This is a genomic window from Cellulomonas pasadenensis (assembly GCF_047229365.1).
Taxonomy (GTDB): Bacteria; Actinomycetota; Actinomycetes; order Actinomycetales; family Cellulomonadaceae; genus Cellulomonas.
In genome coordinates this window covers 15,571-38,193 of sequence record NZ_JBFTEP010000010.1, presented here as the reverse complement: position 1 = coordinate 38,193, position 22,623 = coordinate 15,571, and the positions used below count along the sequence as shown (strand labels likewise).

Sequence of the window (22,623 nt, the reverse complement as noted above, 5' to 3'; positions counted from 1 at the left end):
GAGGCCGCCGATCTGCCTTCGTGGCGAAATCGCACCCCCTCGCCTGCGGAACATCGTGGTGCTGTTGCACGAGCGGGCGCCGACCGCCTGTGGTGCCGAGAAGCGCTGCTGGAAGAGTGCGCACCGTGTCTCGGCCGACCGGAAAAGGCTCCGCGATGCGGTCGTGGCCGAAACCGGCCGTGTGAATGCCCCGATCAAGCAGTGCGCGTCGAACGTCGCGATCGCCGAGGCGCGCCTGCGAGACAGGGCCGCATGACGTCGACACCAAGGACGCAGATCGTGCGGGTGTCACCCGCGCCGAGGTCCGAACTCTGCGAGGCGAGCCGGCGCAGCCGGCGGTGGGAGCAGGAGAACGATGCGCTGCGCCGGGTGCCGGCGTACTCGTCGCAGGTGCGCTTGCTGGGAGAAGGCTCCAGCCGCCGGGAGGGAGCTCGCCGCCGACGGGCTACCCGTGACGGCGACGTGTCGGGTCTTCCTGCTCGCTCGCGTCGCACGCGCCGCCTGAGACTCTCCGTCATGTAGTTGTGCAGGCAACCTCGATCGGCTTAATACCGCATCGAACGGCCCGGATCAATAGCCGTCTCGCCACGGGCGGCAACCGTGAAATTGGACGGCCGGCCAGTTCGGAACGACAAAAGAATCGTCTGGATCCGGGGTTCCCAGCCGGGTGCTCCTTCTGGCAGCATGCTCGCGAGCGGTCGATAACCGCGGCTCCTCGCGGACACGCCGCCGTGCTAAAGGGGGAAGCGCAATGAATCGAGTTCTCGGAGTGCTCGGGGCGACCGTGGCGATCGTCGTTGCGATGGCAAGTGGCGCAGGGGCACAGCCGATCTCGGACCAATTGGTCCAGGATCGGGCCATCAAGCCCACCGTGGTCGCCGCCCAGGATGTGGCTCAGATCACGGAGGCGGACATCGACGCGGCCTTCGCGGAGCTCTCGAGCAGCGACCTGCCGCGGACCGTCACGCGCAGTGGCGGCACGGTTTCCACGACCTTCAACCTCGAGGGCATCGATTTCACGTTCACCGACAAGAACCGCCTCGCCGCAGGCACGAACGCGGCGACGCCTCAGATCGGCGGAGGCTGGGACACGCGCGGCCTCTACGTGTCGTTCAACACGACGGAGCAGCAGGCGATCGCCGCGGGCGCCACGGCTGCACTCGCGGCCGCGATCTGCTTCATCCCGGGCGTGGGCACGGTGGCCTGCGTCGTCGCGGGCGTCGTGATCGCAGTCGCCACCACCTTCCTGGTGGCGAACGGCATCTGCAGGGGTGGCAAGCACCTGCGCATCTACCCGACGAGCCGTACTGGTCGCTGCGTCTGACGAGGCGCTTGGTCAAGGTTCCTTGACACCAGGCTCGACTCCGGTCTACCCTTGGTGTCAAGGAACCTTGACGTTGGGAGGCGGTCGGCATGCGGGTGTGGGCAGGGTGGTTCGTCGCTCTGACGGTTGCCATCGGGCTGGTGGCGGTACTCAGCGGCCTCCAGGTGATCGGTGGAGCGCTCACGGCGGCGCTCTACGGGATCGTGGTCGTTGCCGCAGGTGTTGGTACCCGGCTCGTCGCGCAGCGTCGGCGCGGAGTGGTGAGATCGGATGCTCCCGACGGTGTCGAGCAAGAGATCGCCCTCAGGGCCGGCGCAGCCGCCTTCCTGGTGGCGGTACTGGTGATCGTCGCGCTCGGTGCGCTGGCTGCGATCCGCAGCGAGTGGGAGCTGGCCGCCTGGTGCTACGGCGCTGCCGTCGTGACGCTGGCGGGGTACGGGATCATCTACGCCGTCCTGCGGCGCCGGACCTCGTGACGGAGGGCGACGATGAAGAACACGCTCGCTCAGCGTCGGGCAGAGCGGAGCTGGTCGCAGGAGGACCTGGCACGCCTGGCCGAGGTCTCGCGCCAGACCATCAACAGCATCGAGCGAGGGCGTTACGAGCCACGCCTCGAGCTCGCATTCCGGCTGGCGCAGTTGTTCGATTGCGCCATCGAGGATCTGTTCGCCCCACGGTAGGCACCCGACGTATGCCCACCGGGCGGCGGTAGACCGACACGCGGTCACTCTGCGGACCGCCGCCCGGGGCGGTGAGCAGAAGGGCGTCCCTCGCTGGCCGCCCGCTCCTCACGGTGGTGGAGTGGTCAGGTCGGCACCCCGCCCACCCAGGAGGACCCCATGCAGTACCGCACCCTCGGCTGCAGCGGCACCGTCGTCTCCACGCAGACGCTCGGCACGATGACGTTCGGCGCGGAGGCCGACGAGGAGACGTCCGGCGCGATCCTCACGCGGTTCCTCGAGGCGGGCGGCACGTTCGTCGACACCGCCGACGTCTACAGCGCCGGGACGTCGGAGGAGATCATCGGGCGGTGGCTGGCGCAGCACCCGACGGAGGCGCGTCAGGTCGTCCTCGCGACCAAGGGGCGGTTCCCCATGGGGGAGGGGCCGAACGACCTCGGCCTCTCGCGCCGGCACCTGCGCGACGCCCTCGACGCGTCGCTGCGCCGGCTCGGCGTGGAGCACATCGACCTCTACCAGGTGCACGCCTGGGACGCCCACACGCCGGTCGAGGAGACCCTGCGCTTCCTCGACGACGCCGTCACCGCCGGCAAGATCGGCTACTACGGCTTCTCCAACTACCTGGGCTGGCAGCTGACCAAGGCCGTCCACGTCGCGCGCGCTCACCACTGGGCGGCGCCCGTGACGCTGCAGCCGCAGTACAACCTGCTCGTCCGCGACATCGAGCACGAGGTCGTGCCCGCCGCGCTCGACGCCGGCCTCGGCCTGCTGCCGTGGTCCCCGCTGGCCGGCGGCTGGCTCACCGGCAAGTACGAGCGCGACGTCGACCCCACCGGCGCGACGCGCCTCGGCGAGAACCCGCAGCGGGGGATGGAGGCGTGGGCGGCCCGCAACGAGGACGAGCGGACGTGGCAGGTGCTCGACGTGCTGCGCGAGGTCGCCGAGGCGCACGACGCCTCGATGTCGCAGGTCGCGCTCGCGTGGCTGGCCGCGCAGCCGGCTGTCACCTCGGTGATCCTCGGCGCGCGCACGGTCCAGCAGCTCGACGACAACCTCGGGGCGGCGGACCTGCAGCTCGCGCCCGAGGCGGTCGCGCGGCTCACCGAGGCCAGCGCGCCGCGGGTGGACGACTACCCGTACGGCACGGCCGGCGTGCAGCAGCGGCACCGGTCGCTCACCGGCGGCCGCTGAGCGCCACGGGCGACACACCGACGTGCAGCGCCGGTAGCGCCGGGCCGAGACGACGCAGGGGCCGGGGAGATCCGATCGATCTCCCCGGCCCCGGCTGCGGCGGACCTCAGACCTGCCCGGGCGAGGCCTGCGGTGCGCTCGGCGCCTGGCCGGCGGCCGGCGCCTGCGGGAGGGGCGGCACCTGGCCGGCGGTCGGCTCTGCAGCGGCCCGTGCCGCGGCATCCTCCGAGCTCGCGGTGGCGAACGCCGACCGCAGGACGGCGAAGGACCCGAGCGCGCCGAACCCGAGCGCCCACGCGAAGTCGGGCAGGTAGTCGGGCAGGGCCACGGGCAGGACCTCGGAGAACGCGGGCCAGAAGTCGGGGTGCGTCAGGGTCGCCCACGCGCCGAAGCCGCTGCCGTCGCTGAAGGCGAGGACGGCGTCGTAGACGATCCCGGCGAAGAACGCGAGCCCGAGGGTGACCACGGTCGTCGCCAGCACGACCACCGCGCCGGGCCGGCTGATGCGGCCGGCTCCCCACACGTAGAGACGCAGCGCGAGGAACGCGACGAGCGCGCCGACGAGCGACGCGATGAAGCCGAGGCCCCAGAGGATGACCCAGGCGGCGACGCCGACCGGGACGGTGATGAGCGCGGCGAGCGTGCCGCGGCTGAGGTTCTCGCGGACCGGTGCAGCAGGGGTGGGTGCGAGGGCGTCGGCGGTGGGCTCGGACATGAGGGCTCCTGGCGCGGGGCCCGGGACGGTCCCGGGCGAGCGGGAGAACGCTAGCGACCGGCGCCTCGGCGCACGGGTCGTTCGTCCGGCCGATCGCGACTTCACCCGTTCGAGCCGACGCTCCGGTTCCTCGACGACGCCGTCGCCGCCGACAGGGCCCGCTACTCGCGGTCGCCCGCCGCAGCGGCGCAGGCAGGACGCCGGGTCGGCTCCGTCCCCCCGCGCGTCGCGGCCCCCGTGCCGCCATCTCGCGATCCGGTCGGTACTCTCGAGGTGCTGCGGCGACCGCGAGCGCCAGGACGGCGCTCGGCGTGACCCGCTCCTGTGGTCCCCACCGGCTGCCCGGCGCGTCCTGCCGGGCCTGCGCACGGCCCCGCGGCCGGTGCGCGCCGGCGAGGTCCCCGGCCGCCGGCCGTCCGGCCGCAGCACCCGGTCCCCGGGGTCGCTCGCGGCAGGTCGTGCGGCACGACCGACCCGCTCCCGGCCGACGCACGTCTGCGTCGTCGGCGGCGGTGGCACGAAGGAGGAGATGTGGCACGTCCCGGCCAACGCCGGCCCGGCCGCGCGCGGAGCGACTCGCCCGCGCGGAGCGGCTCCGGCGCACGCACCGGCACCGGTGCGCAGCGCAGCCGTGCGAAGCGGCCCGTCGAGGAGGGGCTCGTCCCGGTCCTCGCCGGCATCGCGCGCGAGGTCGACGGCATCGTGCGGCGTCCCCCGACGCGCCCGGCGCTGCGCACGAAGTTCCAGGTCGTCGCGCTGCTCGTGCGCGAGGAGCGGGCCCGCGTCATGGCGGACACGACGCTCAGCGCCGCCGCGCGCACCAAGCAGCTCAAGGAGCTCGACGGGGTCGCGACGCAGCTCGCGCGGATCGCTGCGCGCGACACGTCGCTGCTGGCGCTGCTCGCCGAGGACGCCCGCGTGTCCGACGCCGCCCGCGCCTACAAGGCGACGGTGATGCGCGCCGGCGGGCTCGAGCCCGTCGAGGAGGAGGCGCCGCCCCCGCCGGCCGAGCCCGCACCGGGCGTCGAGAAGCAGGTCGTGCCCCGGTCGGTGATCTCGCACCGGATGGCGAACCCGTTCCTCGCGCCCGACTTCGAGGCCGCCGCCCAGCGCGTCGCGCGCCCCCGCCGGCTCGCCGGGTGGGAGCTGCTCGAGCCGCTGTTCCGGTCCTTCGAGGTCGCGGGTGCCGGTGCGCCCGCGTGCATGCCGCTGCCCGACCCGCGCACGGTGCCCGTGCCGGCGGGCCGAGAGCTCATGCGGCACCAGGCGCAGGTCGTCGCGGCCGCCGCGCGCGGGCACCGCACGTTCCTGCTCGCCGACGAGCCGGGGCTCGGCAAGACCGCGCAGGCGCTGCTGGCCGCGCAGGCCGCCGACGCCTACCCGCTGCTCGTCGTCGCGCCGAACGTCGTCAAGACGAACTGGGCGCACGAGGTCGGGCTGTGGACGCCCTTTCGGCGCGCCACGGTGGTGCACGGCGACGGCGACCAGGTCGACGCGTTCGCCGACGTCGTCATCGTCAACTACGACATCCTCGACCGGCACGCCGGCTGGCTCGGCGACCACGGGTTCCGCGGGATGGTCGTCGACGAGGCGCACTTCATCAAGAACAAGACGTCGCAGCGCTCGCAGCACGTGCTGGCGATCGCCGAGCGCATCCGCGCCCGCACGGCCCGCCCCCTGCTGATGGCGCTGACGGGCACGCCGCTCATCAACGACATCGAGGACTTCCGGGCGATCTGGCAGTACCTGGGCTGGATCGACGACGAGAAGCCGCTCGGCGCGCTGCTGATGGCGCTCGAGGAGACCGGGCTGACCCCGGCCGACCGCGAGTTCGCCGCGGCCGCGCGCACCGCGGTCATCGACATGGGCATCGTCCGCCGGCGCAAGGCCGACGTGGTCGCCGACATCCCCGCGCGCCGCGTCGCCGACCTGCCGGTCGAGCTCGACGGGGCCGTCGGGCGCTCGATCCGCGCCGCGGAGGAGACGCTCGCGAGGCGGCTCGTCGGCCGCTACCGCGCCGCCGTGGAGGCGCGCGCCGGGGCGGGCGTGGACGACGGCATCGACCTCGAGCTGGCGCGCCGGGTCGCGGCCGCGGAGCTCAAGGACTCCAGCGACAGGGCCGGCGGCGAGAACGTCTTCACGATGGTGCGCCGCATCGGCCAGGCGAAGGCCGGGCTCGCCGCGGACTACGCCGCCCAGCTGGCGCGCAACGTCGGCAAGGTCGTGTTCTTCGCCAAGCACGTCGACGTCATGGACCAGGCCGAGCAGACGTTCGCGGACCGCGGCATCCGGTACGCGTCCATCCGCGGCGACCAGACGCCGAAGGTCCGCGAGCGGAACGTCACCGCGTTCGTCGAGGACCCCGAGGTGCAGGTCGTCGTCTGCTCGCTGACCGCGGCGGGCGTCGGCATCAACCTGCAGGTCGCGTCGAACCTGGTGCTCGCCGAGCTGTCGTGGACGTACGCCGAGCAGACGCAGGCCATCGACCGCATCCACCGCATCGGGCAGTCCGAGCCGGTCACCGCGTGGCGCGTCATCGCGGCGCAGACCATCGACTCGCGCATCGCCGAGCTCATCGACAGCAAGTCGGGGCTGGCGGCCCGGGCGCTGGACGGCGCGGACGAGGACGACGTGTCGTCGTCGACGGACGTGCAGCTCGACGCCCTGGTCGGGCTGCTCACCGACGCGCTGGTGGAGGAGGGCGTGGTCTGAGGCCCCACGGCCGTGCGGTGCGCCGCCGGCCGTGATGGGCTGGCGCGATGGTGCGTGTCGCGGTCGTCGGTGCCGGGATCATCGGGCTGTCCACGGCGTTCGCGCTGCGGCGGCGCGGCGTCGAGGTGCTCGTCCTGGAGTCCGGCGCACCCGGCGGCGGGCAGTCGGCGGGGCAGGGGCGGATCTTCCGGCACGCGCACGACGACCCGCGGCTCGTCGCGCAGGTGGTGCGCAGCCGCGCGCTGTGGCGCGAGTGGGAGGACGAGCTCGGCGTCGAGCTGGTGGCGCCGGACGGGGCCGTCGCGATCGGCGACGGCGTGCCGGCCAAGCTCGCGACGCTGGCGCAGGTCCCCGACGCCCCCGCGCGCGGGCTGACCGCTGACGAGCTGCGCGCGCGGCTGCCGCTGCTGGCGCGGTACGACGGGCCGGCGATGCTCGACGTGCACGGCGGGGCGATCCGCACGCGGGCCGCGATCGGCGCGCTGAGCGAGCGGCTCGCCGGCGACCTCGTCACCGACCACGTCCTCGCGGTGCGGCGCCGCGACGGCGGTGGCGTGGAGATCCGCACCGGCACGGACGCGCACGTCGTCGACCACGTGGTGCTGTGCGCGGGGCGGGGCACGGCCGGGCTCGCCAGGGCGCTCGGGATGGACCTGCCCGTGGAGCTCGGCGCGCACGTGCGGCTCACGTTCGAGCGGTCGGACGAGTGCGGCGGGCCGCTGCCGACGTTCCAGGACGGCAGCGGGACGTTCGGGGAGACGGGCGTCTACGCGTCGCCGTACCCGGGGTCGGAGCGGTACGCGGTCGGCCTCAGCGGGCACACGCCCGCGCGTCCCGACGGTGCGGTGGAGCGGCCGGCCGCGCTCGCGGACCTCGCGGAGCGCACGGCCGCCTACGTGCGGCGCGCGCTGCCCGGCCTGCGGCCGGAGCCGGTGGAGCACGTCCACTGCTGGGTGACGGCGCTGCCGTGGGGCGAGGACGGCGTCGGCATCTGGCAGCACGACGGCGTCACGGCGGTGGCCGGGCACAACCTGTTCAAGCAGGCGCCGGTGCTGGGCGACGCGCTCGCGACGGCGGCCGTCACGGGCGAGGTGCCGGCCGACTGGCGCCCGGAGGCGGAGCTCGGCCGGGCCGCGTGACGGACGGGCATCAGCGGGTGCGGTCCGCCCCGTCGCCGAGCGTCGACGCCCGTCCGGCCCTACCGTCGTCGCAACGCCGAGACGAGGAGGAAGACATGGGATTCCTGGGCAAGGCGATCAAGAGCGGCATCGCGGTGAAGGCGGCGAACATCGCCCGCCGCGAGATGGCGAAGCCGGAGAACCAGCGCAAGGCCAAGGAGCTGCTGGGTCGGGTCACCCGCCGCGGCGGGTCCACCGGACGCGCCCGACGTCCGTCGCGTCGCCCGTCCGCGCGCCCGGTCAGGGCGCGCGGACGGCGACGACGTCGCACTGCGGCGGCCACGACTCCGCGCACCCGCCGGCGAGCCACACCTCGACCCGGTCGCCGTCCGTGAGGTCGGCGGCGTCGACCGCCTCGTCGCCGCGGAGCACGGCGGGGTCGTCCTGCAGCAGCCGGATCCCCTCGTAGGACCGGTCGGAGGCGTCGACGAGGACGGGTCCGCCGTCGGCGCCGAGGGCGACCGTGCCCGTGACGTCGGGGTCGCGCTCGGGGACGTCGGCCGGTGCGGAGCACGCGGCCAGGAGCGCGACGGTGGCGGCGACGACCCCGAGGTGTCTGCCCGTCGTCGGGGGCGCCGACCGCGCCCTCACGCGTGCACCGGCTTTCGCAGCCGCGCCACCAGGTACGTCGTGCGGCCCGACGCGAACGCCGCGAACCCGCGCGAGCCCTCGACGGCCGCGAACCGGCGCATGAGCGGGTGCGTGAACCGGGGCAGCCACGCGCCGATGAGGGCGCGCTTGCGGTCGTCGTCGCGGCGCAGGGCCGCGACCACCTGCGGCGTCACGTCGTCGTGCTGCTCGAGCACCAGGCCCGACGCGCGCAGGTCGGCGAGCAGCGCCGGCACCGCGTCGGCGGGCCGGAAGTCGGCGAACCGGAAGGTGCCGCCGGGGCGCAGGACCCGCGTGACCTCGCCGGCGAACGCCGCGAACGACGGGTAGCAGTGCGACGACTCGACGTTGAGCACCACGTCGAACGACGCGTCGGGGAACGGCATCGCCTGCGCGTCGCCGCGCACGAACGACAGCCCGGGTTCCCTGCGGTGCCGCCGGCTCAGGTCCACGGCCGCCGCCGAGAAGTCGAGCCCGACCACCGACCGCGGGCCGTGGTGCCGGGCGACGTAGGCGCTGCCGCCGCCACGCCCCGAGCCGACCTCGAGCACGTCGCGCCCGCTCAGGTCCGCGCCGGCCAGCGTCCGCTCGTACAGGTGGATCGAGTACCGGTCCGGCTCCTCGTCGGGCGACAGGGCGAGCGGTGGGGCGTCGTCGGACGCGTAGCCGTAGTTCATGAACGCCCACTCGGGGCGGCGCACGCGCAGCGCGAGCAGCTCGTAGGCCGCGCGCCAGCCGAGACGTCGTCCGTCCATGCCGGCCCCCTCGCCCGCGGCGGCGGGCACCGCACCCACCGCTCCGCGCACACAGTACGGACCGGTGGCCGGTGCGGGTGGCGCGACGTCCGGTCGCCGCGTCACGGCCGCCCGTCGGCGCGTGCCGAGGGGCGTCCTCGAGGGCTGCTGGGTAGCGTCGGGACCGTGGCGACGTACGAGGTCAACGACGCGGCGGTGAAGGCGGCCCGCCGGCTCATCGACGACGGCCGGTACGACACGACGACCGAGTGGTCGGACGCCGCGCCCAGCACCTCCGCGGAGAACGACGTCATCGACGCGCGCGGCTACGACGGCTACGGGGAGTGGCACCTCGCGATCGACACGGAGGCGTCCGAGGAGACCAAGGGGCGGTACCGCTTCCCGTACGGCGACTTCGAGCGGGTCAACCGCGCCGCGCTCATCCACGCGAAGCAGCGTGCGTCGCAGAACGACCACGACGACGTCGCCGAGGCTGCCGACTCGCTCCTGGAGCACCTGGACCGCACGGACGGCTGAGCGGTCGTCGTCCCGCCGATCACGCCGGCGGCTCCTGAGCGGTCCCGGGGTGATGGCGGACGCGCACGCGTCGGCATAGCGTCCACGACGACGCCATCCACCGCAGGAGCCCGCATGACGAGCACCGACGCCGCCGACCGCCTCCGCGCGCTCGAGCCCGGCACCACGCCCGATGCCGCGCTCGCCCTCTTCGACGCCCTCCCGCCGCTCGACGTCGACGACCTGCTCGGCAGGTGGACGGGCCGCGGCCTCCCCACCGGCCACCCCTTCGACGGCCTGCTCGAGGCGCTCGGCTGGCACGGCAAGCGCATGGTGACGCCGGAGGTGGTGCACCCGCTCGTCTTCCGCGCCGGCGGCGGCCGGCTCGTGGCGATCACGCCCACCCCGCTGCCCATGGGCATGGGCCTGCGGCTCGCGCCCGTCGTGCCGCGGGCGGTCGCGGCCCGGGCGTTCGCGCTCGTCCGGCCGCTGCTCACCACGAGCCGCCCGCACGCCCGCCTGCGCACGGTCGTCTACCGCGGCGTCGCGTCGGCCGCGATGGTCTACGACCGGCAGCCGATCGTGGACGCGTTCCGCCGCGTCGACGACGACACCGTGCTCGGCGCGATGGACCTGCGCGGGCAGCCGCACCCGTTCGTGTTCGTGCTGCGGCGGTCGGCCGGCTGAGTCGGCTCCGCCCGGCGCGGGTTCCCGGCCGCGGCTGGCGGCGGCACCGGCCCGGGTGCAGCGTGGGTCCGGCGCATCGGCCGGGCGGTGCGCCGGCGCGGAGGTCCCGGCACGGAGCCAGGAGGACGCCGGTGCCCCACGTCGACCGCATCGCCCAGCCATGGGGGACGCGCACCCCGTACGCGGCGGGCACGCCGTGGCCGCGGCGCGTCGACATGCACCTCGCCGACGGTGTCGAGCCGGACGACGTCGACCGCTGGGTGCAGACCGCGTCGATCCTGCACTCCAACGGCGACGCGATCGACATCGCGGTCAAGGACGGCCGGGTCGTCGGCGTCCGGGGGCGCGAGGTGGACCGCGTGAACCGCGGGCGCGTCGACGTGAAGGACCTCTTCGGCTGGCAGGCGAACGGCTCGCGCGACCGGCTGACGCGCCCGCTGGTCCGGGTCGACGGCGAGCTCGTCGAGACGGACTGGGACACCGCGATGGACCGCGTCGTCACGCGTACCAAGGAGCTGCTCGACGAGCAGGGCGCGAGCGCGGTCGGCTTCTACACGACCGGTCAGCTCTTCGCCGAGGAGTACTACACGCTCGGGCTCGTCGCCCACGGCGGCATCGGCACCAACCACGTCGACGGCAACACGCGCCTGTGCACCGCGACGGCCGCCGCCGCCCTCAAGGAGTCGTTCGCGTGCGACGGCCAGCCGGGGTCGTTCGCGGACATCGACCACGCCGACGTCATCGCGCTGTTCGGCAACAACATGGCCGAGACGCAGTCGGTGACGTGGATGCGGGTCCTCGACCGGCTCGCCGGCGACGACCCGCCCGCGGTCGTCTGCGTCGACCCGCGCCTGACGCCGGTGGCGAGGGCCGCGACCGTCCACCTCGCGCCGCGCCTCGGCACCAACGTCGCCCTGATGAACGGCCTGCTGCACGAGATCCTCGCGAACGGCTGGGTCGACCGCGACTACGTCGACGCGCACACCGTCGGCTTCGCCGAGCTCGAGAAGGCCGTGCGCGAGTACCCGCCGGACGTCGTCGCGCGCATCTGCGACGTCCCGGAGGACCAGCTGCGGGAGGCGGCCCGCGTCCTCGGCACCGCGCAGCGGCTGACGTCCACGGTGCTGCAGGGCTTCTACCAGGCGCACCAGGCGACGGCCGCGGCCGTCCAGGTCAACAACCTGCACCTCGTCCGGGGCATGCTCGGCCGGCCGGGCTGCGGGATCCTGCAGATGAACGGCCAGCCCAGCGCCCAGAACACGCGCGAGTGCGGCGCGGACGGCGACCTGCCGGCGTTCCGCAACTGGTCGAACGACGCGCACGTCGCGGACCTCGCGCGGGTGTGGAACGTCGACCCGATGGCGATCCCGCACTACTCGCCCCCGACGCACGTCATGCAGATGCTGCGGTACGTCGAGGAGGGCTCGATCCGCATGCTGTGGGTCACGGGCACCAACCCGGCGGTGTCGCTGCCCGAGCTGCGGCGCGTGCGGTCGGTGCTGTCCCAGGAGCGGCTGTTCCTCGTGGTGCAGGACCTCTTCCTCACCGAGACCGCCCAGCTCGCGGACGTCGTCCTGCCCGCCGCCACGTGGGGCGAGAAGACCGGCACCTTCACGAACGCGGACCGCACCGTGCACCTGTCCGAGAAGGCGGTCGACCCGCCGGGCGAGGCGCGCGCGGACCTCGACATCCTCGTCGACTTCGCGCGGCGCATGGACCTGCGCGACAAGCACGGCGGGCCGCTGGTGCCGTGGGACGACCCGGAGTCGGCCTTCGAGGCGTGGAAGGAGTGCACCCGCGGACGGCCGTGCGACTACACGGGTCTGACGTACGCGAAGCTCCGCGGTGGCAGCGGCATCCCGTGGCCGGTCGACGACGAGCACCCCGACGGCACCGAGCGCCTGTACGCGGACGGGCGGTTCTTCGCCCACCCCGACGTCTGCGAGGACTACGGGCGCGACCTCGTCACCGGGGCGCCCGTCGAGCCCACCGAGTACCGCGCCCTGAACCCCGAGGGACGCGCGATCATCAAGGCCGCCCGCTACCTGCCGCCGCACGAGGTGCCCAGCGAGGACTTCCCGCTCCAGCTCACGACCGGCCGCACGGTCTACCAGTTCCACACCCGGACCAAGACGGGCCGCGCGCCCGAGCTCGCGGCCGCGGCACCGGACGTGTGGGTCGAGGTCTCCGCGCACGACGCCGACGCGTTCGGGCTGGCGGAGGGCGACCTCGCCGAGGTGAGCACGCCACGCGGGTCGGTGCGGGCGCGCGTGCGCGTCTCGGGCATCCGCGCGGGCGTCGTCTTCCTGCCGTTCCACTACGGCTACTGGGACGAGCCCGGTGGCCACGAGCCGGACCGGCACGGGCCGCACGCGCACGGTCGCGCCGCCAACGAGCTGACGATCACCGAGTGGGACCCGGCGTCGAAGCAGCCGATCTTCAAGACCGCGGCGGCGGCGGTCCGGCGCGTCGAGCGGGCGGACGGGCAGGTGTCCGCCGCCCCGACGACGACCGCGTCGGCCCCGGTCCGCGGCACCGTCCCACCCACGCGGGGTCCGCGGACGGTCGTCGAGCACGCGCTGGAGGAGGCGCGATGAAGATCGGGCTGGCGCTGCGCGAGCTGCACCGCGCCGAGGACGACCTGGCGCACGAGCTGCTGCAGGTCGCCGACCGGCACGACGTGGACCACGAGATCTTCCACGTCGCGCAGGACCTCGCCGTCTGGTCGCGCGAGCACGTGCGCGCGATCGCCGGCATCGCCGGCCGGTACGGCGAGGACCTCGACCCCGAGCCGCGCGGCGTGCCGCAGCCGTCGGCGCGCGCGCTCGAGCGGTCGGCGGAGGCGCTCGGCCGGTCGTCGGGACCCGAGCTGCTGCTCCTGCGCGACCTGCGCGGGCTGTACCTGAGGGCCGCGGGCGTGTCGGTCGACTGGGAGCTCGTCGCGCAGGCGGCGCAGGGCGTGCGGCACCTCGAGCTGCTCGAGCTCGCCGAGCGCTGCCACCCGGAGACCGTCCGGCAGATGAAGTGGGCGAACGGCAAGCTGAAGGAGTCCGCGACGCAGGCGCTGGTGAGCTGATGGCGACCACGTCGCCGCAGGTGCGTGTCGTCGTCCGGCCGATCGGGACGCCGCTGCCCCTCGGCTTCCTCGGCCTGTTCCTCGCGACCACCGCGTTCGCCGCGGTGCAGCTGCAGTGGGTGCCGGCGGAGCAGGGCCGGGTCGTCGCCTTGGGGGTGCTCGCGTCGACGGTGCCGGTGCAGCTGCTCGCGTCCGTGCTGGGCTTCCTCGCCCGGGACCCGGTCGCGGGGACCGGGATGGGCGTGCTGGCGGGGACGTGGGGCGCGGTGGCCCTGGCGACGTTGACGAGCCCGCCCGGCGCCGTGAGCGCGGGCCTGGGCGTGCTGCTGCTCGCGGCCGGCGTCGCGATGCTCGTCCCCGCGGCGGCCGCGAGCACGAAGCTCGTCGCCGCGGCGATCATGGCGCTCGCGGGAGTGCGGTTCGCGCTCACGGGCGTCGCCGAGCTGACGGGGGACCGCGGCTGGTTCACGGTGGCCGCGGTCGTCGGCCTCGCGCTGGCGGCGCTCGCGCTGTACGGGGCGTTCGGGTTCGAGCTGGAGGACGTGCGGCACCGGACGGTGCTGCCGCTGGGACGTCGCGGGGCGGGGCAGGTGGCGCTCACCGGGTCCGCCGACGACGAGCTGAGCACGGTCGCGCACGAGGCGGGGGTGCGGCGGCAGCTGTGAGGTGCCGTGCCGGGAGGGCGCGCCGGTGCTCCTCGTCGGTCCGACCCGCGGCGTGTCGCGGCGTGTCGCGGCGGAGGCGGGACGTCGTCCGCGGGCGTACGCACGGGGTGCGTACGGGGTGCGTACGACGACGGACGAGACGTCCGCCGGCTGCTCGGGCGACAGGCTGCCACGCGGGCCATCGACATGCCGCGACTGCCGCGCCTGGGGTCGACGGCGACGGCGACGGCTGCCGCGGCGGCGGTCGTGGGAGCGACACGACGAGGTGCGCATGAGCGACGGACCGACCGGCGTCGACGACCCCGGGCCGTTCTTCCACGGCACCACGGCCGAGCTGCAGGTCGGCGACCTGCTCGTGCCCGGCCGGCGGTCGAACTTCGGCACCGGCCGGTCCGCGAAACACGTCTACCTGACCGCGACCCTCGACGCCGCCACGTGGGGCGCCGAGCTGGCGGCCGGCGACGGCCCCGGCCGCATCTACCGCGTCGAGCCGACCGGCCCGATCGAGGACGACCCCAACCTCACGAACACGCGGTTCCCCGGCAACCCGACCCGCTCGTACCGCACGCGCGAGCCCGTGCGCGTGGTCGGCGAGGTCGAGGACTGGGAGCCGCACCCGCCCGAGGTCCTGCAGCGCATGCGCGACCACGTCGCCGAGCTCGCGCGGCAGGGCGTGGAGGCGGTCGACGACTGACGGCGGACCGGTGCGGGTCGCCGTCGTGCGGGCACCGCCGGTGCTGCCACACTGCCGCCCGTGACGAGCAGCGCGCGCGACGCCTACCGGGAGGGCGCGGCCGTGGCCGTCGCGCTCGTGACCAGCGACGACGTCGCGACGACGTGGGACGAGCCGTCCGCGCTCGCGGGCATCACCGTCGGCGAGCTCGCCGCGCACCTGGCGCGCAGCGTCCTGCAGGTCGAGTGGTACCTCGACGGCCCGCTCGACGTCGACGCCGCGCCCGTCACCGCCGCCGGGTACTACGGCGACCTCGCGGGGACGTCCGAGCCGACGTCCGCGTTGAACACCGGCGTGCGGGCGCGCAGCGCGGAGACGGCGGCGCAGGGTTTCGCCGCGCTCGCGGACGCGGTCACCGCGGCGGCGGCGCGCCTGGGGGAGCGGCTCGTGCGGGAACCGGCCGACCGGCGGCTCACCGTGCGGCACCAGGGGCACACGCTGCTGCTCGACGAGTACCTGCGCACCCGGTGCGTCGAGCTCGCCGTGCACACCGAGGACCTCGCGCTCAGCCTCGGCAGCGACGTCCGCGCACCGGCCGCGACCGTGGGCGTCGCCGTCGAGGTGCTGGTCGGCGCGGCCCGCCACCGGCACGGCGACATGGCGGTGCTGCACGCGCTCGCGCGTCGCGAGCGCGACACCACGGACGCGCTCCGCGTCCTCTGACCCGGCGCCCGGACGCCGACCGCCCGGCCGCCGCGCCACCCGCACCCCGCCACCCCGCCACCCCGCCCGAGCCTGCCCCCTCTCACCCGCCGAGTTCGCCTGTCCGACGGCGAGGTCGGCGGTCCGGGCAGGCGACGTGGGCGTCGAACCGGCGAACTCGGCGGGTGGGGGGCGGTGGGGCGGTGGGGCGGGGTCGGTGGGGTCGTCACGGAGCGAGCGTGTCGAGGGTGTCGCGGAGCCAGCCGGCGCCGCGGACGTCGGCGCCGAGCGCCTCGACGCGTCGGCGCAGCTCCCGGTCGGACGTCACGACGACGACGTCGTCCTCCGCCGCGGAGACGACCTCCACGATCGTCGAGTCCCCGTCCCGCTCCGCCAGCACGACGTCGACCCCGGACCACCCGCCGGCGGGAGAGCTGTGCAGCGTTCGTCCCGCCTGGCGCGACGAACGCTGCACGCCCTCGTCGTCGGTGACGGGAGGGACGGCTGTGGACCCTGGGCGGTCGGAACGCTGCGACGGCCCGTCGTCCGGCGAGCCGTCGGGCACGGCGGCCCTCGCGTGACCGGCATGGTGCAGGGCCGGGTCCTCCGGCGTCGTGTGAAGCGTTGCGGACGGTGGGTGACCCGAACGCTTCACGGCCGCCCGGGCCCCGCCTTCCAGGACCACGACGACGCGTCGTCCGTCCCACGCGTCCGCGTCGACCGACGCCGCGAGCGCGTCCAGGAGGCGGGCCGCCGCGCCGGCGCGGTCCTTCCACCAGCCGTCGGGACGCGCGCCCACCACGTTCGCCGCGTCGACGACCAGCGTGCCCGCCCGTCCCGCACCCGCACCCGTCACGATCCGAGGTGTACCCGACCCCACGCCGCCGGACCAGTCCCGGCCGACCGCCGCGGGCCGAGCGACCAGCCGAGCGACCCGACCACCCGCGGCGGGACCGAACCGGACCGGTCGCCCGCACCGGACGACCCCCTCGCCGTCCCCCGTCCGCCGCACCACCCACCGGGCGCGTGGCGCGCACCGGCCCCGGCGCGGACGATGATGGTGTGGTGGGACGGGTGCGTGGAGGAGTGGTCGCGGCGGTGTGCGTCGCCGTGCTGGCGGCCGGGTGCGCCGCCGCGGAGCCGCCGGCGCCCGAGCCCGTCGTCGTGCGTGCGCCGGTCGAGGTGGCGAAGGCGGCCGTCGCCGCGCCCGCGGCTCCCGCGCCCGTCGACGTCGCCGCGCTGCCCCTCATCGACCCGCTGACCGTCGTCCCGGGCATGCCGGGCACGGACGGGCTCGAGCAGCGCCGCAACGACGACCCCGCGCTCGGCACGTGGCAGACCGCGACGGTCGTCCGCGACACCGCCGGGTACGACGCGCCCGGCGGGCGGGCCGTCGGCGCGGTGCCCGCCGTGACGCTCGACGTGCAGACGGTCCTGCCGGTGCTGGACCAGCGCGGCGGGTGGTTGCGCGTGCTCGTCGCGAGCCGCGGCGCGCTGCCCAGCCAGGACCGGGCGCAGGTGAACGGCCGGACGGTGTGGATCCGGGCGCAGGACACCGCACCGTCGGGCACCGACTGGCGCCTGCACCTCGACCTCGCTGCCCGCACGCTCACCATCGAGGACGGCACGACGACGCAGACGGTCCCCGTGATCGCCGTCGGCGCGCCGGACACGCCGACGCCCGCGGTGCCGCAGTTCGTCGTCGGGTCGCAGTGGGACCAGCCCGGCACGTACACGCCGCGCGTGCTGCTGCTGTCCAGCCAGAGCGAGACGATCGACGTCTACGACCGCGCGACGAACACGTCCGCCACGGCGATCCACACGACGCCGTTCCGGGCGACGGGCGCGATCTCCAACGGGTGCATCCGGGTGACCGACGAGGTGCTCGACATGCTGTGGGGCAAGGTGACGCCGGGCACGCTGCTCACGGTGTCCTGACGCGCGTCAGCCGTCCGTACCGCGTCAGCCGTCCGTACCCCGTGCCGCCGCGATCGCGTCCGCGGCCCGGATCAGGCCGAGGTGGCTGAACGCCTGCGGGAAGTTGCCGATGAGCCGGCCCGCGTCGGCGTCGTACTCCTCGCTGAGCAGGCCGAGGTCGTTGGCGTACCCGACGAGCTGGTCCATGAGCGCCTCCGCCTCGGGCAGGCGGCCGCTGTGCGCGTACTGCTCGACGAGCCAGAAGCAGCAGATGAGGAACGGGTGCTCGCCGCCCTCGAGGCCGTCGAGGCCCGCCTCGGTGCGGTAGCGGTGCACGAGGCCGTGCTCGTCGCGCAGGTCCGCCTCGATGCGGGCAACGGTGCCGAGCATGCGCGGGTCGTCGTAGGCGAGGTAGCCGGTGTGGGGGAGCTGCAGCAGGGACGCGTCGACCTCGGTGCCGTCGTACGTCTGCGTGAAGCTGTTCGTCGCCTCGTCGAAGCCCCGGCTGTCGATCTCCGCGCGCAGCCGGTCGCGCAGCTCGCGCCACCGGTCCACCGGCCCGTCGAGCCCGTGGTCCTCGACCGCGCGCACGCCCCGGTCGAACGCGGCCCACATCATCGCGCGGCCGTGCGTGAACATGTGCAGGTCGCCGCGCATCTCCCAGATGCCGTGGTCGGGGCGGTCGATGTTCGCCTCGCAGTACGCGAGCAGGCTCTTCTGCAGGCCCCACGAGTACTCGTCGTCGGCGACGCCGGCGTCGCGCAGCTCCGCGAGCGCGATCATCACCTCGCCCACGACGTCGGCCTGGTACTGGTCCGCGGCGCCGTTGCCGATGCGCACGGGACGCGAGCCCTCGTAGCCGTCGAGGTGGTCGAGCTCCTTCTCGTCGAGCTCCCGCTCGCCGCCGATGCCGTACATGATCCGGATGTCGTGCGCGTCGCCCGCGACGGCCCGCAGCAGCCAGTCCCGCCACAGCCGCGCGCCGCGCGTGAGACCGTGCGCGATCGCGACCTCGATGGTCAGCGCCGCGTCGCGCAGCCACACGTACCGGTAGTCCCAGTTGCGGCTGCCGCCGAGCTCCTCGGGCAGGGACGCGGTCGCCGCGGCGACGATGCCGCCCGTGCGGGCGTGGGTGAGGGCCCGCAGCACCAGCAGCGACCGCCGCACCATCGGGTCGTGGGCGTCGTGCGTGGTCAGCTGCGACGCCCAGTCGGTCCAGAAGCGGACCGTCTCCGCGAGCGCGGCGTCGGCGTCCGCGGGCTGCGGGTGCTCCTCCCAGGAGGGGAACCACGACAGGTCCCAGTCGAGCGTCTGCCCGGCCTCCAGCGGGAACCGGCCGGTGAGGCGCGGGGCGCGCGCGCCCTCCTCGGCGTGCGGGGCGCCGGCGGCGCCCGGCTGCTCGGCCGTCCCGTCGTCGTCCGCCGCGGGCCGCAGCAGCGGTCCGGTGACGAGCAGCCCGTCCGGCCCCGCGAGCGACAGCAGCGCCGGCGCACCCGCGTGGTCGACGACCCGCACCCACGGCGTCGCGCGCGCGTAGTCGAACCGCAGCCGCAGGTCGTGCTCGACCTCGACCGTGCCCTCGACGCACTCGACGCGGCGCACCAGGTCGGCGCGGTCGGTGCTCGGCGGCAGGAAGTCCGTGACCGTGGCCGTGCCCGTCGGCGTGCGCCACGTCGTCTCCAGGACGAACGTGCGCGGCAGGTAGCGGCGCTCGACGACCTCGCCGTCGACCAGCGACAGCTGCCAGCGCCCGTCGTCGGGCCCGCCGAGCAGCGCCGAGAACACCGCCGGCGAGTCGAACCGCGGCAGGCACAGCCAGTCGATGCTGCCGTCGCGCGACACGAGCGGGCCGGTGCTGAGGTCGGACAGGAGGGCGTAGTCCTCGATGTGGGTGCTCACCTCGTCCTTTGTACGGGGTGGGCGTCGGGTCCGCATGAGGGCCCCGGGGCGGACGCGGCGACGGGGACGCGTCGGTCGTCGCGCCGGCCGGGCTGCGCCGCCGGTCGAGCGGTCAGGCGAACCGCACCGCGATGCCGGGGTAGTCGACGACGAGCCCGCTCGCGTCGTACGTGAGCACGGCCCGGAACGCGCCGCCCTCCGACGTGTAGTCGAACGTGCGGGCGTCGCGGCGTCGGTACGTCTGCTCGAGGCGCCGCACCGACAGGTCGAGCGCCTGCACGTACGCGGCCGGCGCGGCGACGACCTCGCCCACGGGCAGGTCCAGCCGGTGCACGGGGAACGTGTTGGTGCACGCGGACGCCTCGAGGTCGACGTCCACCAGCCCGTCGAGGTGCGGCGCCGCGACGCCGTCGACCGTCCAGCTGCCTGCGCCGTCGGACGTCAGCACGGTCGAGCGCGGACCGTCGAGCGTGTCGTTCCGGACGCGGACCTCGCGCGTGCGCCAGGCGTCGTCGAGGTCGATCTCGTAGTCCACCGCGTACGCGCGGCCGTCCTCGACGGCGGACGTGTGCCCGCGGATCCGGCGCGGTGAGGGGTAGACCACCTCGAACCCGTCGACGGCCGCGACGAAGCGCCACGCAGCCATCGACGGCAGGTCGGCGAGCACCCCTCCAGTGCACCGCAGGGAGCGCGGATCGACCAGGGGTCCTGCGCCACGGGTGTCACACGGGGATCCGCAGCACCTGGCCGACGCGGATCAGGTCCGGGTCCGGGATGCCGTTCGCGGCGACGATCCACGCGACCTGCGAGCCGTGCTCGCGGGCGAGCGCGGACAGGGTGTCGCCCCGCACGACCTGGTGCGGCCGGTACCCGCGCGCGCCGGGCACGAGGACCACCCGCGCGCTGACGAGGTCGACGCCGGGCGCGTGCTCCCCGGAGGGGTCGTCGCCGAACAGCTCGAAGGTCGCCGGCCCGACGTGCGTGTGCGTCATCGGCACCGACTGGGCGAACGCCTCGAGCGTCCCCATCGAGCCCGCCTGGAAGAAGCCGTCCTGGACGACGTCGCCGGTGTCGGTGAGCAGGCGCCACCCGTAGGACGCCTCGAACGCCGTGCCGATCGCGGCGACGACGAGCTGCTGCCCGACCAGGTCGCCCGCCAGCGGGCTGCGCAGCTGGATGGTCCACGTATCGGCCATGGGGAGCTCTCCTCCGTCGGAGTCCGGGCGAACCACGCTAGTCGCGTCGGCGTGCGCCCCGACAGGGGGCCGCGCACGTGGCGCGGGTGAGATCACGACGTCGACACCCTCGTGCCATGCGCACCGTGACCGACACGCGCGCCGCAACTGCTCTCGCCGAGCTGCTCGACGCCGTCGAGCGCGGAGAGACGACCGGGATCACGCGCGCGGGGAACGTCGTGGCGGAGATCCGTCCCGTAGCTGCATCCACTGGGCTTGCCCTCCGAGACGCGCTCCAGGGGGCCCCCGCGTGGACGCCGACATCGACAGTGACATCGCCACCGCCACGGCCCTTCTCCGTTCACCTCATGAAGGGCTGCAGCCGTAAGGCGAAGACGCGCCGGCGGAGCGCGCTGACGCGAGCGACTGGGTCCCGGTGCCATGTACCGGGAGCTCGCACTCAACCGCGCGGACGACTGTGCCGAAGTAGCAGCCACGCCCCTCGTCGGGCCGGCCGCTGCCGTCCGCTACCCACGAGCAGCGACCGTGAAACGGCAACACGGGGTCGGGTGGATCACGAGAGAGCGAGGGCGGTCGACGATGGCCGAAGAGGCGTGGCACGAGGCGAGGCTCATCCCGACGTCGGGCATCAACGGCGCCGAGGAGCAGGAGCGACGTGCGACGTCGGCCCTCCTCGCGGTGATGAGCGCGGTTCGTGAGTTCGGCCGGGCGCTGACGAAGCCGTACGGTGCGCCCGCGGGTGCTGTCGAGACCTACATCGAGGTCCCGTTCGTCCTCGGGGACAAGCGTCTCTATCCGGACGGGCTCATCCGCGTGTCCCGGGGGCAGAGGGCCTGGACGGCCCTCGTCGAGGTCAAGACGGGCACCAACGAGCTCGCGACCGATCAGCTCGAGAACTACCTCGACATCGCGCGCGAGAACGGCTTCGACGCAGTCATCACGATCTCGAACGAGATTCCCGCTGTGGCCGGGCAGCACCCGACGAAGGTGGACAAGCGGCGTCTGCGCAAGGTCGCGCTCCATCACCTCTCGTGGACCCAGGTTCTGGCCGAGGCCGTCATGCAGAAGGAGTTCCGCGGCATCGCCGACCCGGACCAGGCGTGGATCCTCGGTGAGCTGATCCGGTATCTCGAGCACCCGCGATCTGGAGCGCTGGAGTTCGACGACATGGGCGACTCCTGGGTCGGTATTCGTGACGCCGTGAGGGCCGGCACCCTGCGCGCAAGCGACAAGGGCATCGGTGAGGTCGCGAGCCGTTTCGATGCGCTCCTGCGCTTCGCGAGCCTCTCGCTGGGTAGACGCCTCGGCGCGGAGGTCACGCCGGTGCTGAGCCGGAAGGAACTGGCGGACCCCACCCTCCGTACGCAGGACCTCGTCAACGGCCTGGCATCGGCGGGCATCCTGTCCGGCGCGATCCGGATCCCCGGCACCGTCGGGAACCTCCAGGTCACTGCCGACCTGCGAGCCGGGACGGTGACGGCGCTCGTGGAAGTCGATGCGCCGCGCGAGGGGCGTTCCACCACCCGCGTCAACTGGCTCGTCCGACAGCTGAAGAACGCACCGGAGACCGCACGCGTCGAGGCGTACGCCGCTCACGCGAGGGGAGCGGGCGCCGCCGAGCTGCTCCGGGACGTGCGCGCCGACCCCACCGTGCTGGTCGCCGACCCGGCGAAGGAGCTTCGGACCTTCAAGATCGCGATCACGAAGCCGATGGGCGCGAAGCGTGGGCGCGGTCGTGGCACGTTCATCGACTCGGTCCTCGACGTGGTCGACGCCTTCTACGCCGAGGTCGTCCAGTACCTCAAGGCGTGGTCGGCCGCACCGCCGCGTGTGCGGCAGGAGTCCGACTCGGGTACGACCGACGGCGTGCCTGCGGCCCTGGTGTCGACCGCGCTCTCGTCCCAGGACGGGCCGGAGCCGGCCAGCACTCCCGGCGACGCCCCCGTGCCACCGGACGACCGAGGCGCTGACACGTCGGATGGGTCCACGTACGTCGACGTGGCCGACCAGACCGTCGTCGACGCAGAGGTGTAGGTCCCGGTCGTCCTCGTGGTCGGCCTCCGGCACGGTCCGAGGGCCCCCTGGGCGTCCCCACGGGGTCGCTGCTACGTTCGCCCCAGGCGACTGACGCCCCGGCGTCGGTCCTCGT

At 74.5% G+C, this 22,623-nt stretch carries 23 protein-coding genes; 16 read left to right on the top strand and 7 right to left on the bottom strand.

What is annotated here, in order from left to right; all coding sequences use genetic code 11:
* The first annotated feature begins 55 nt into the window (after positions 1 to 55).
* The 5 genes from AB6N23_RS02935 to AB6N23_RS02915 all read left to right on the top strand — a co-directional run bounded on the left by AB6N23_RS02935 (position 56) and on the right by AB6N23_RS02915 (position 3,195).
* Positions 56 to 256, top strand: coding sequence for a hypothetical protein (locus AB6N23_RS02935; protein WP_412864611.1), 201 nt, complete (start codon positions 56 to 58; stop codon positions 254 to 256).
* 513 nt (positions 257 to 769) lie between these two features.
* Complete coding sequence (locus AB6N23_RS02930) at positions 770 to 1,324, top strand: hypothetical protein (protein ID WP_412864609.1); 555 nt, start codon at positions 770 to 772, stop codon at positions 1,322 to 1,324.
* An 89-nt stretch (positions 1,325 to 1,413) separates the two neighbouring features.
* A complete protein-coding gene (locus tag AB6N23_RS02925; RefSeq protein WP_412864607.1) occupies positions 1,414 to 1,800 on the top strand; it encodes a hypothetical protein in 387 nt (128 codons plus the stop codon).
* 12 nt (positions 1,801 to 1,812) lie between these two features.
* Positions 1,813 to 2,004, top strand: a complete 192-nt coding sequence (locus AB6N23_RS02920; RefSeq protein ID WP_412864605.1) for a helix-turn-helix transcriptional regulator — start codon at positions 1,813 to 1,815, stop codon at positions 2,002 to 2,004.
* 159 nt (positions 2,005 to 2,163) lie between these two features.
* Positions 2,164 to 3,195: an aldo/keto reductase gene (locus tag AB6N23_RS02915; RefSeq protein ID WP_412864603.1), complete on the top strand. Its 1,032-nt coding sequence runs from the start codon at positions 2,164 to 2,166 to the stop codon at positions 3,193 to 3,195.
* 106 nt (positions 3,196 to 3,301) lie between these two features.
* Here AB6N23_RS02915 and AB6N23_RS02910 read toward each other — a convergent pair whose 3' ends face one another.
* Positions 3,302 to 3,910 carry a hypothetical protein gene (locus tag AB6N23_RS02910; RefSeq protein ID WP_412864601.1) on the bottom strand — a complete coding sequence of 203 codons (609 nt, stop codon included), beginning with the start codon at positions 3,908 to 3,910 and terminating at the stop codon, positions 3,302 to 3,304.
* 531 nt (positions 3,911 to 4,441) lie between these two features.
* On the opposite strand from AB6N23_RS02910, the gene AB6N23_RS02905 reads away from it, so the two are divergent.
* Both AB6N23_RS02905 and AB6N23_RS02900 read left to right on the top strand, forming a co-directional pair.
* Positions 4,442 to 6,622 carry a DEAD/DEAH box helicase gene (locus AB6N23_RS02905; protein WP_412864600.1) on the top strand — a complete coding sequence of 727 codons (2,181 nt, stop codon included), beginning with the start codon at positions 4,442 to 4,444 and terminating at the stop codon, positions 6,620 to 6,622.
* Between the two features lie 47 nt (positions 6,623 to 6,669).
* Positions 6,670 to 7,761 carry an NAD(P)/FAD-dependent oxidoreductase gene (locus tag AB6N23_RS02900; RefSeq protein ID WP_412864598.1) on the top strand — a complete coding sequence of 364 codons (1,092 nt, stop codon included), beginning with the start codon at positions 6,670 to 6,672 and terminating at the stop codon, positions 7,759 to 7,761.
* 279 nt (positions 7,762 to 8,040) lie between these two features.
* Here AB6N23_RS02900 and AB6N23_RS02895 read toward each other — a convergent pair whose 3' ends face one another.
* Positions 8,041 to 8,391: a hypothetical protein gene (locus tag AB6N23_RS02895; RefSeq protein WP_412864596.1), complete on the bottom strand. Its 351-nt coding sequence runs from the start codon at positions 8,389 to 8,391 to the stop codon at positions 8,041 to 8,043.
* On the bottom strand, positions 8,388 to 9,164 hold the full coding sequence (locus tag AB6N23_RS02890) for a class I SAM-dependent methyltransferase (protein WP_412864594.1): 777 nt from the start codon (positions 9,162 to 9,164) through the stop codon (positions 8,388 to 8,390). Before AB6N23_RS02890 ends, AB6N23_RS02895 begins: the two co-directional genes overlap by 4 nt.
* A gap of 165 nt (positions 9,165 to 9,329) precedes the next feature.
* On the opposite strand from AB6N23_RS02890, the gene AB6N23_RS02885 reads away from it, so the two are divergent.
* The 7 genes from AB6N23_RS02885 (at position 9,330) to AB6N23_RS02855 (ending at position 15,483) form a co-directional block, all read left to right on the top strand.
* Positions 9,330 to 9,680, top strand: coding sequence for a hypothetical protein (locus AB6N23_RS02885; protein WP_412864592.1), 351 nt, complete (start codon positions 9,330 to 9,332; stop codon positions 9,678 to 9,680).
* A gap of 114 nt (positions 9,681 to 9,794) precedes the next feature.
* Complete coding sequence (locus tag AB6N23_RS02880) at positions 9,795 to 10,346, top strand: DUF4334 domain-containing protein (protein WP_412864590.1); 552 nt, start codon at positions 9,795 to 9,797, stop codon at positions 10,344 to 10,346.
* 131 nt (positions 10,347 to 10,477) lie between these two features.
* A complete protein-coding gene (locus AB6N23_RS02875) occupies positions 10,478 to 12,943 on the top strand; it encodes a molybdopterin oxidoreductase family protein (protein WP_412864588.1) in 2,466 nt (821 codons plus the stop codon).
* A complete protein-coding gene (locus AB6N23_RS02870; RefSeq protein ID WP_412864586.1) occupies positions 12,940 to 13,422 on the top strand; it encodes a hypothetical protein in 483 nt (160 codons plus the stop codon). The genes AB6N23_RS02875 and AB6N23_RS02870 overlap by 4 nt, the downstream gene beginning before the upstream one ends.
* On the top strand, positions 13,422 to 14,087 hold the full coding sequence (locus AB6N23_RS02865) for a hypothetical protein (protein ID WP_412864584.1): 666 nt from the start codon (positions 13,422 to 13,424) through the stop codon (positions 14,085 to 14,087). The genes AB6N23_RS02870 and AB6N23_RS02865 overlap by 1 nt, the downstream gene beginning before the upstream one ends.
* 271 nt (positions 14,088 to 14,358) lie before the next feature.
* Entirely contained in the window at positions 14,359 to 14,781 is a 423-nt protein-coding gene (arr, locus tag AB6N23_RS02860) for an NAD(+)--rifampin ADP-ribosyltransferase (RefSeq protein WP_412864582.1), read from the top strand.
* 60 nt (positions 14,782 to 14,841) lie between these two features.
* Entirely contained in the window at positions 14,842 to 15,483 is a 642-nt protein-coding gene (locus tag AB6N23_RS02855; RefSeq protein ID WP_412864580.1) for a maleylpyruvate isomerase N-terminal domain-containing protein, read from the top strand.
* A gap of 205 nt (positions 15,484 to 15,688) precedes the next feature.
* Here the strand turns inward: AB6N23_RS02855 and AB6N23_RS02850 are convergent, their stop codons facing one another.
* On the bottom strand, positions 15,689 to 15,937 hold the full coding sequence (locus AB6N23_RS02850) for a hypothetical protein (protein WP_412864578.1): 249 nt from the start codon (positions 15,935 to 15,937) through the stop codon (positions 15,689 to 15,691).
* Positions 15,938 to 16,527: 590 nt separating this feature from the next.
* Here AB6N23_RS02850 and AB6N23_RS02845 point away from each other — a divergent pair.
* Positions 16,528 to 17,400 (top strand): L,D-transpeptidase, encoded by an 873-nt coding sequence (locus AB6N23_RS02845; protein WP_412864576.1) that lies wholly within the window; start codon positions 16,528 to 16,530, stop codon positions 17,398 to 17,400.
* Positions 17,401 to 17,424: 24 nt separating this feature from the next.
* On the opposite strand, the gene AB6N23_RS02840 is transcribed toward AB6N23_RS02845, so the two are convergent.
* The 3 genes from AB6N23_RS02840 to AB6N23_RS02830 all read right to left on the bottom strand — a co-directional run bounded on the left by AB6N23_RS02840 (position 17,425) and on the right by AB6N23_RS02830 (position 20,474).
* Positions 17,425 to 19,278 (bottom strand): glycoside hydrolase family 15 protein, encoded by a 1,854-nt coding sequence (locus tag AB6N23_RS02840; protein ID WP_412864574.1) that lies wholly within the window; start codon positions 19,276 to 19,278, stop codon positions 17,425 to 17,427.
* 112 nt (positions 19,279 to 19,390) lie between these two features.
* Complete coding sequence (locus AB6N23_RS02835; RefSeq protein WP_412864572.1) at positions 19,391 to 19,945, bottom strand: putative glycolipid-binding domain-containing protein; 555 nt, start codon at positions 19,943 to 19,945, stop codon at positions 19,391 to 19,393.
* 55 nt (positions 19,946 to 20,000) lie between these two features.
* Positions 20,001 to 20,474 carry a LysM peptidoglycan-binding domain-containing protein gene (locus tag AB6N23_RS02830; protein ID WP_412864570.1) on the bottom strand — a complete coding sequence of 158 codons (474 nt, stop codon included), beginning with the start codon at positions 20,472 to 20,474 and terminating at the stop codon, positions 20,001 to 20,003.
* Between the two features lie 579 nt (positions 20,475 to 21,053).
* Here AB6N23_RS02830 and AB6N23_RS02825 point away from each other — a divergent pair.
* Positions 21,054 to 22,508: a hypothetical protein gene (locus AB6N23_RS02825; protein WP_412864568.1), complete on the top strand. Its 1,455-nt coding sequence runs from the start codon at positions 21,054 to 21,056 to the stop codon at positions 22,506 to 22,508.
* The last annotated feature ends 115 nt before the right edge of the window (positions 22,509 to 22,623 follow it).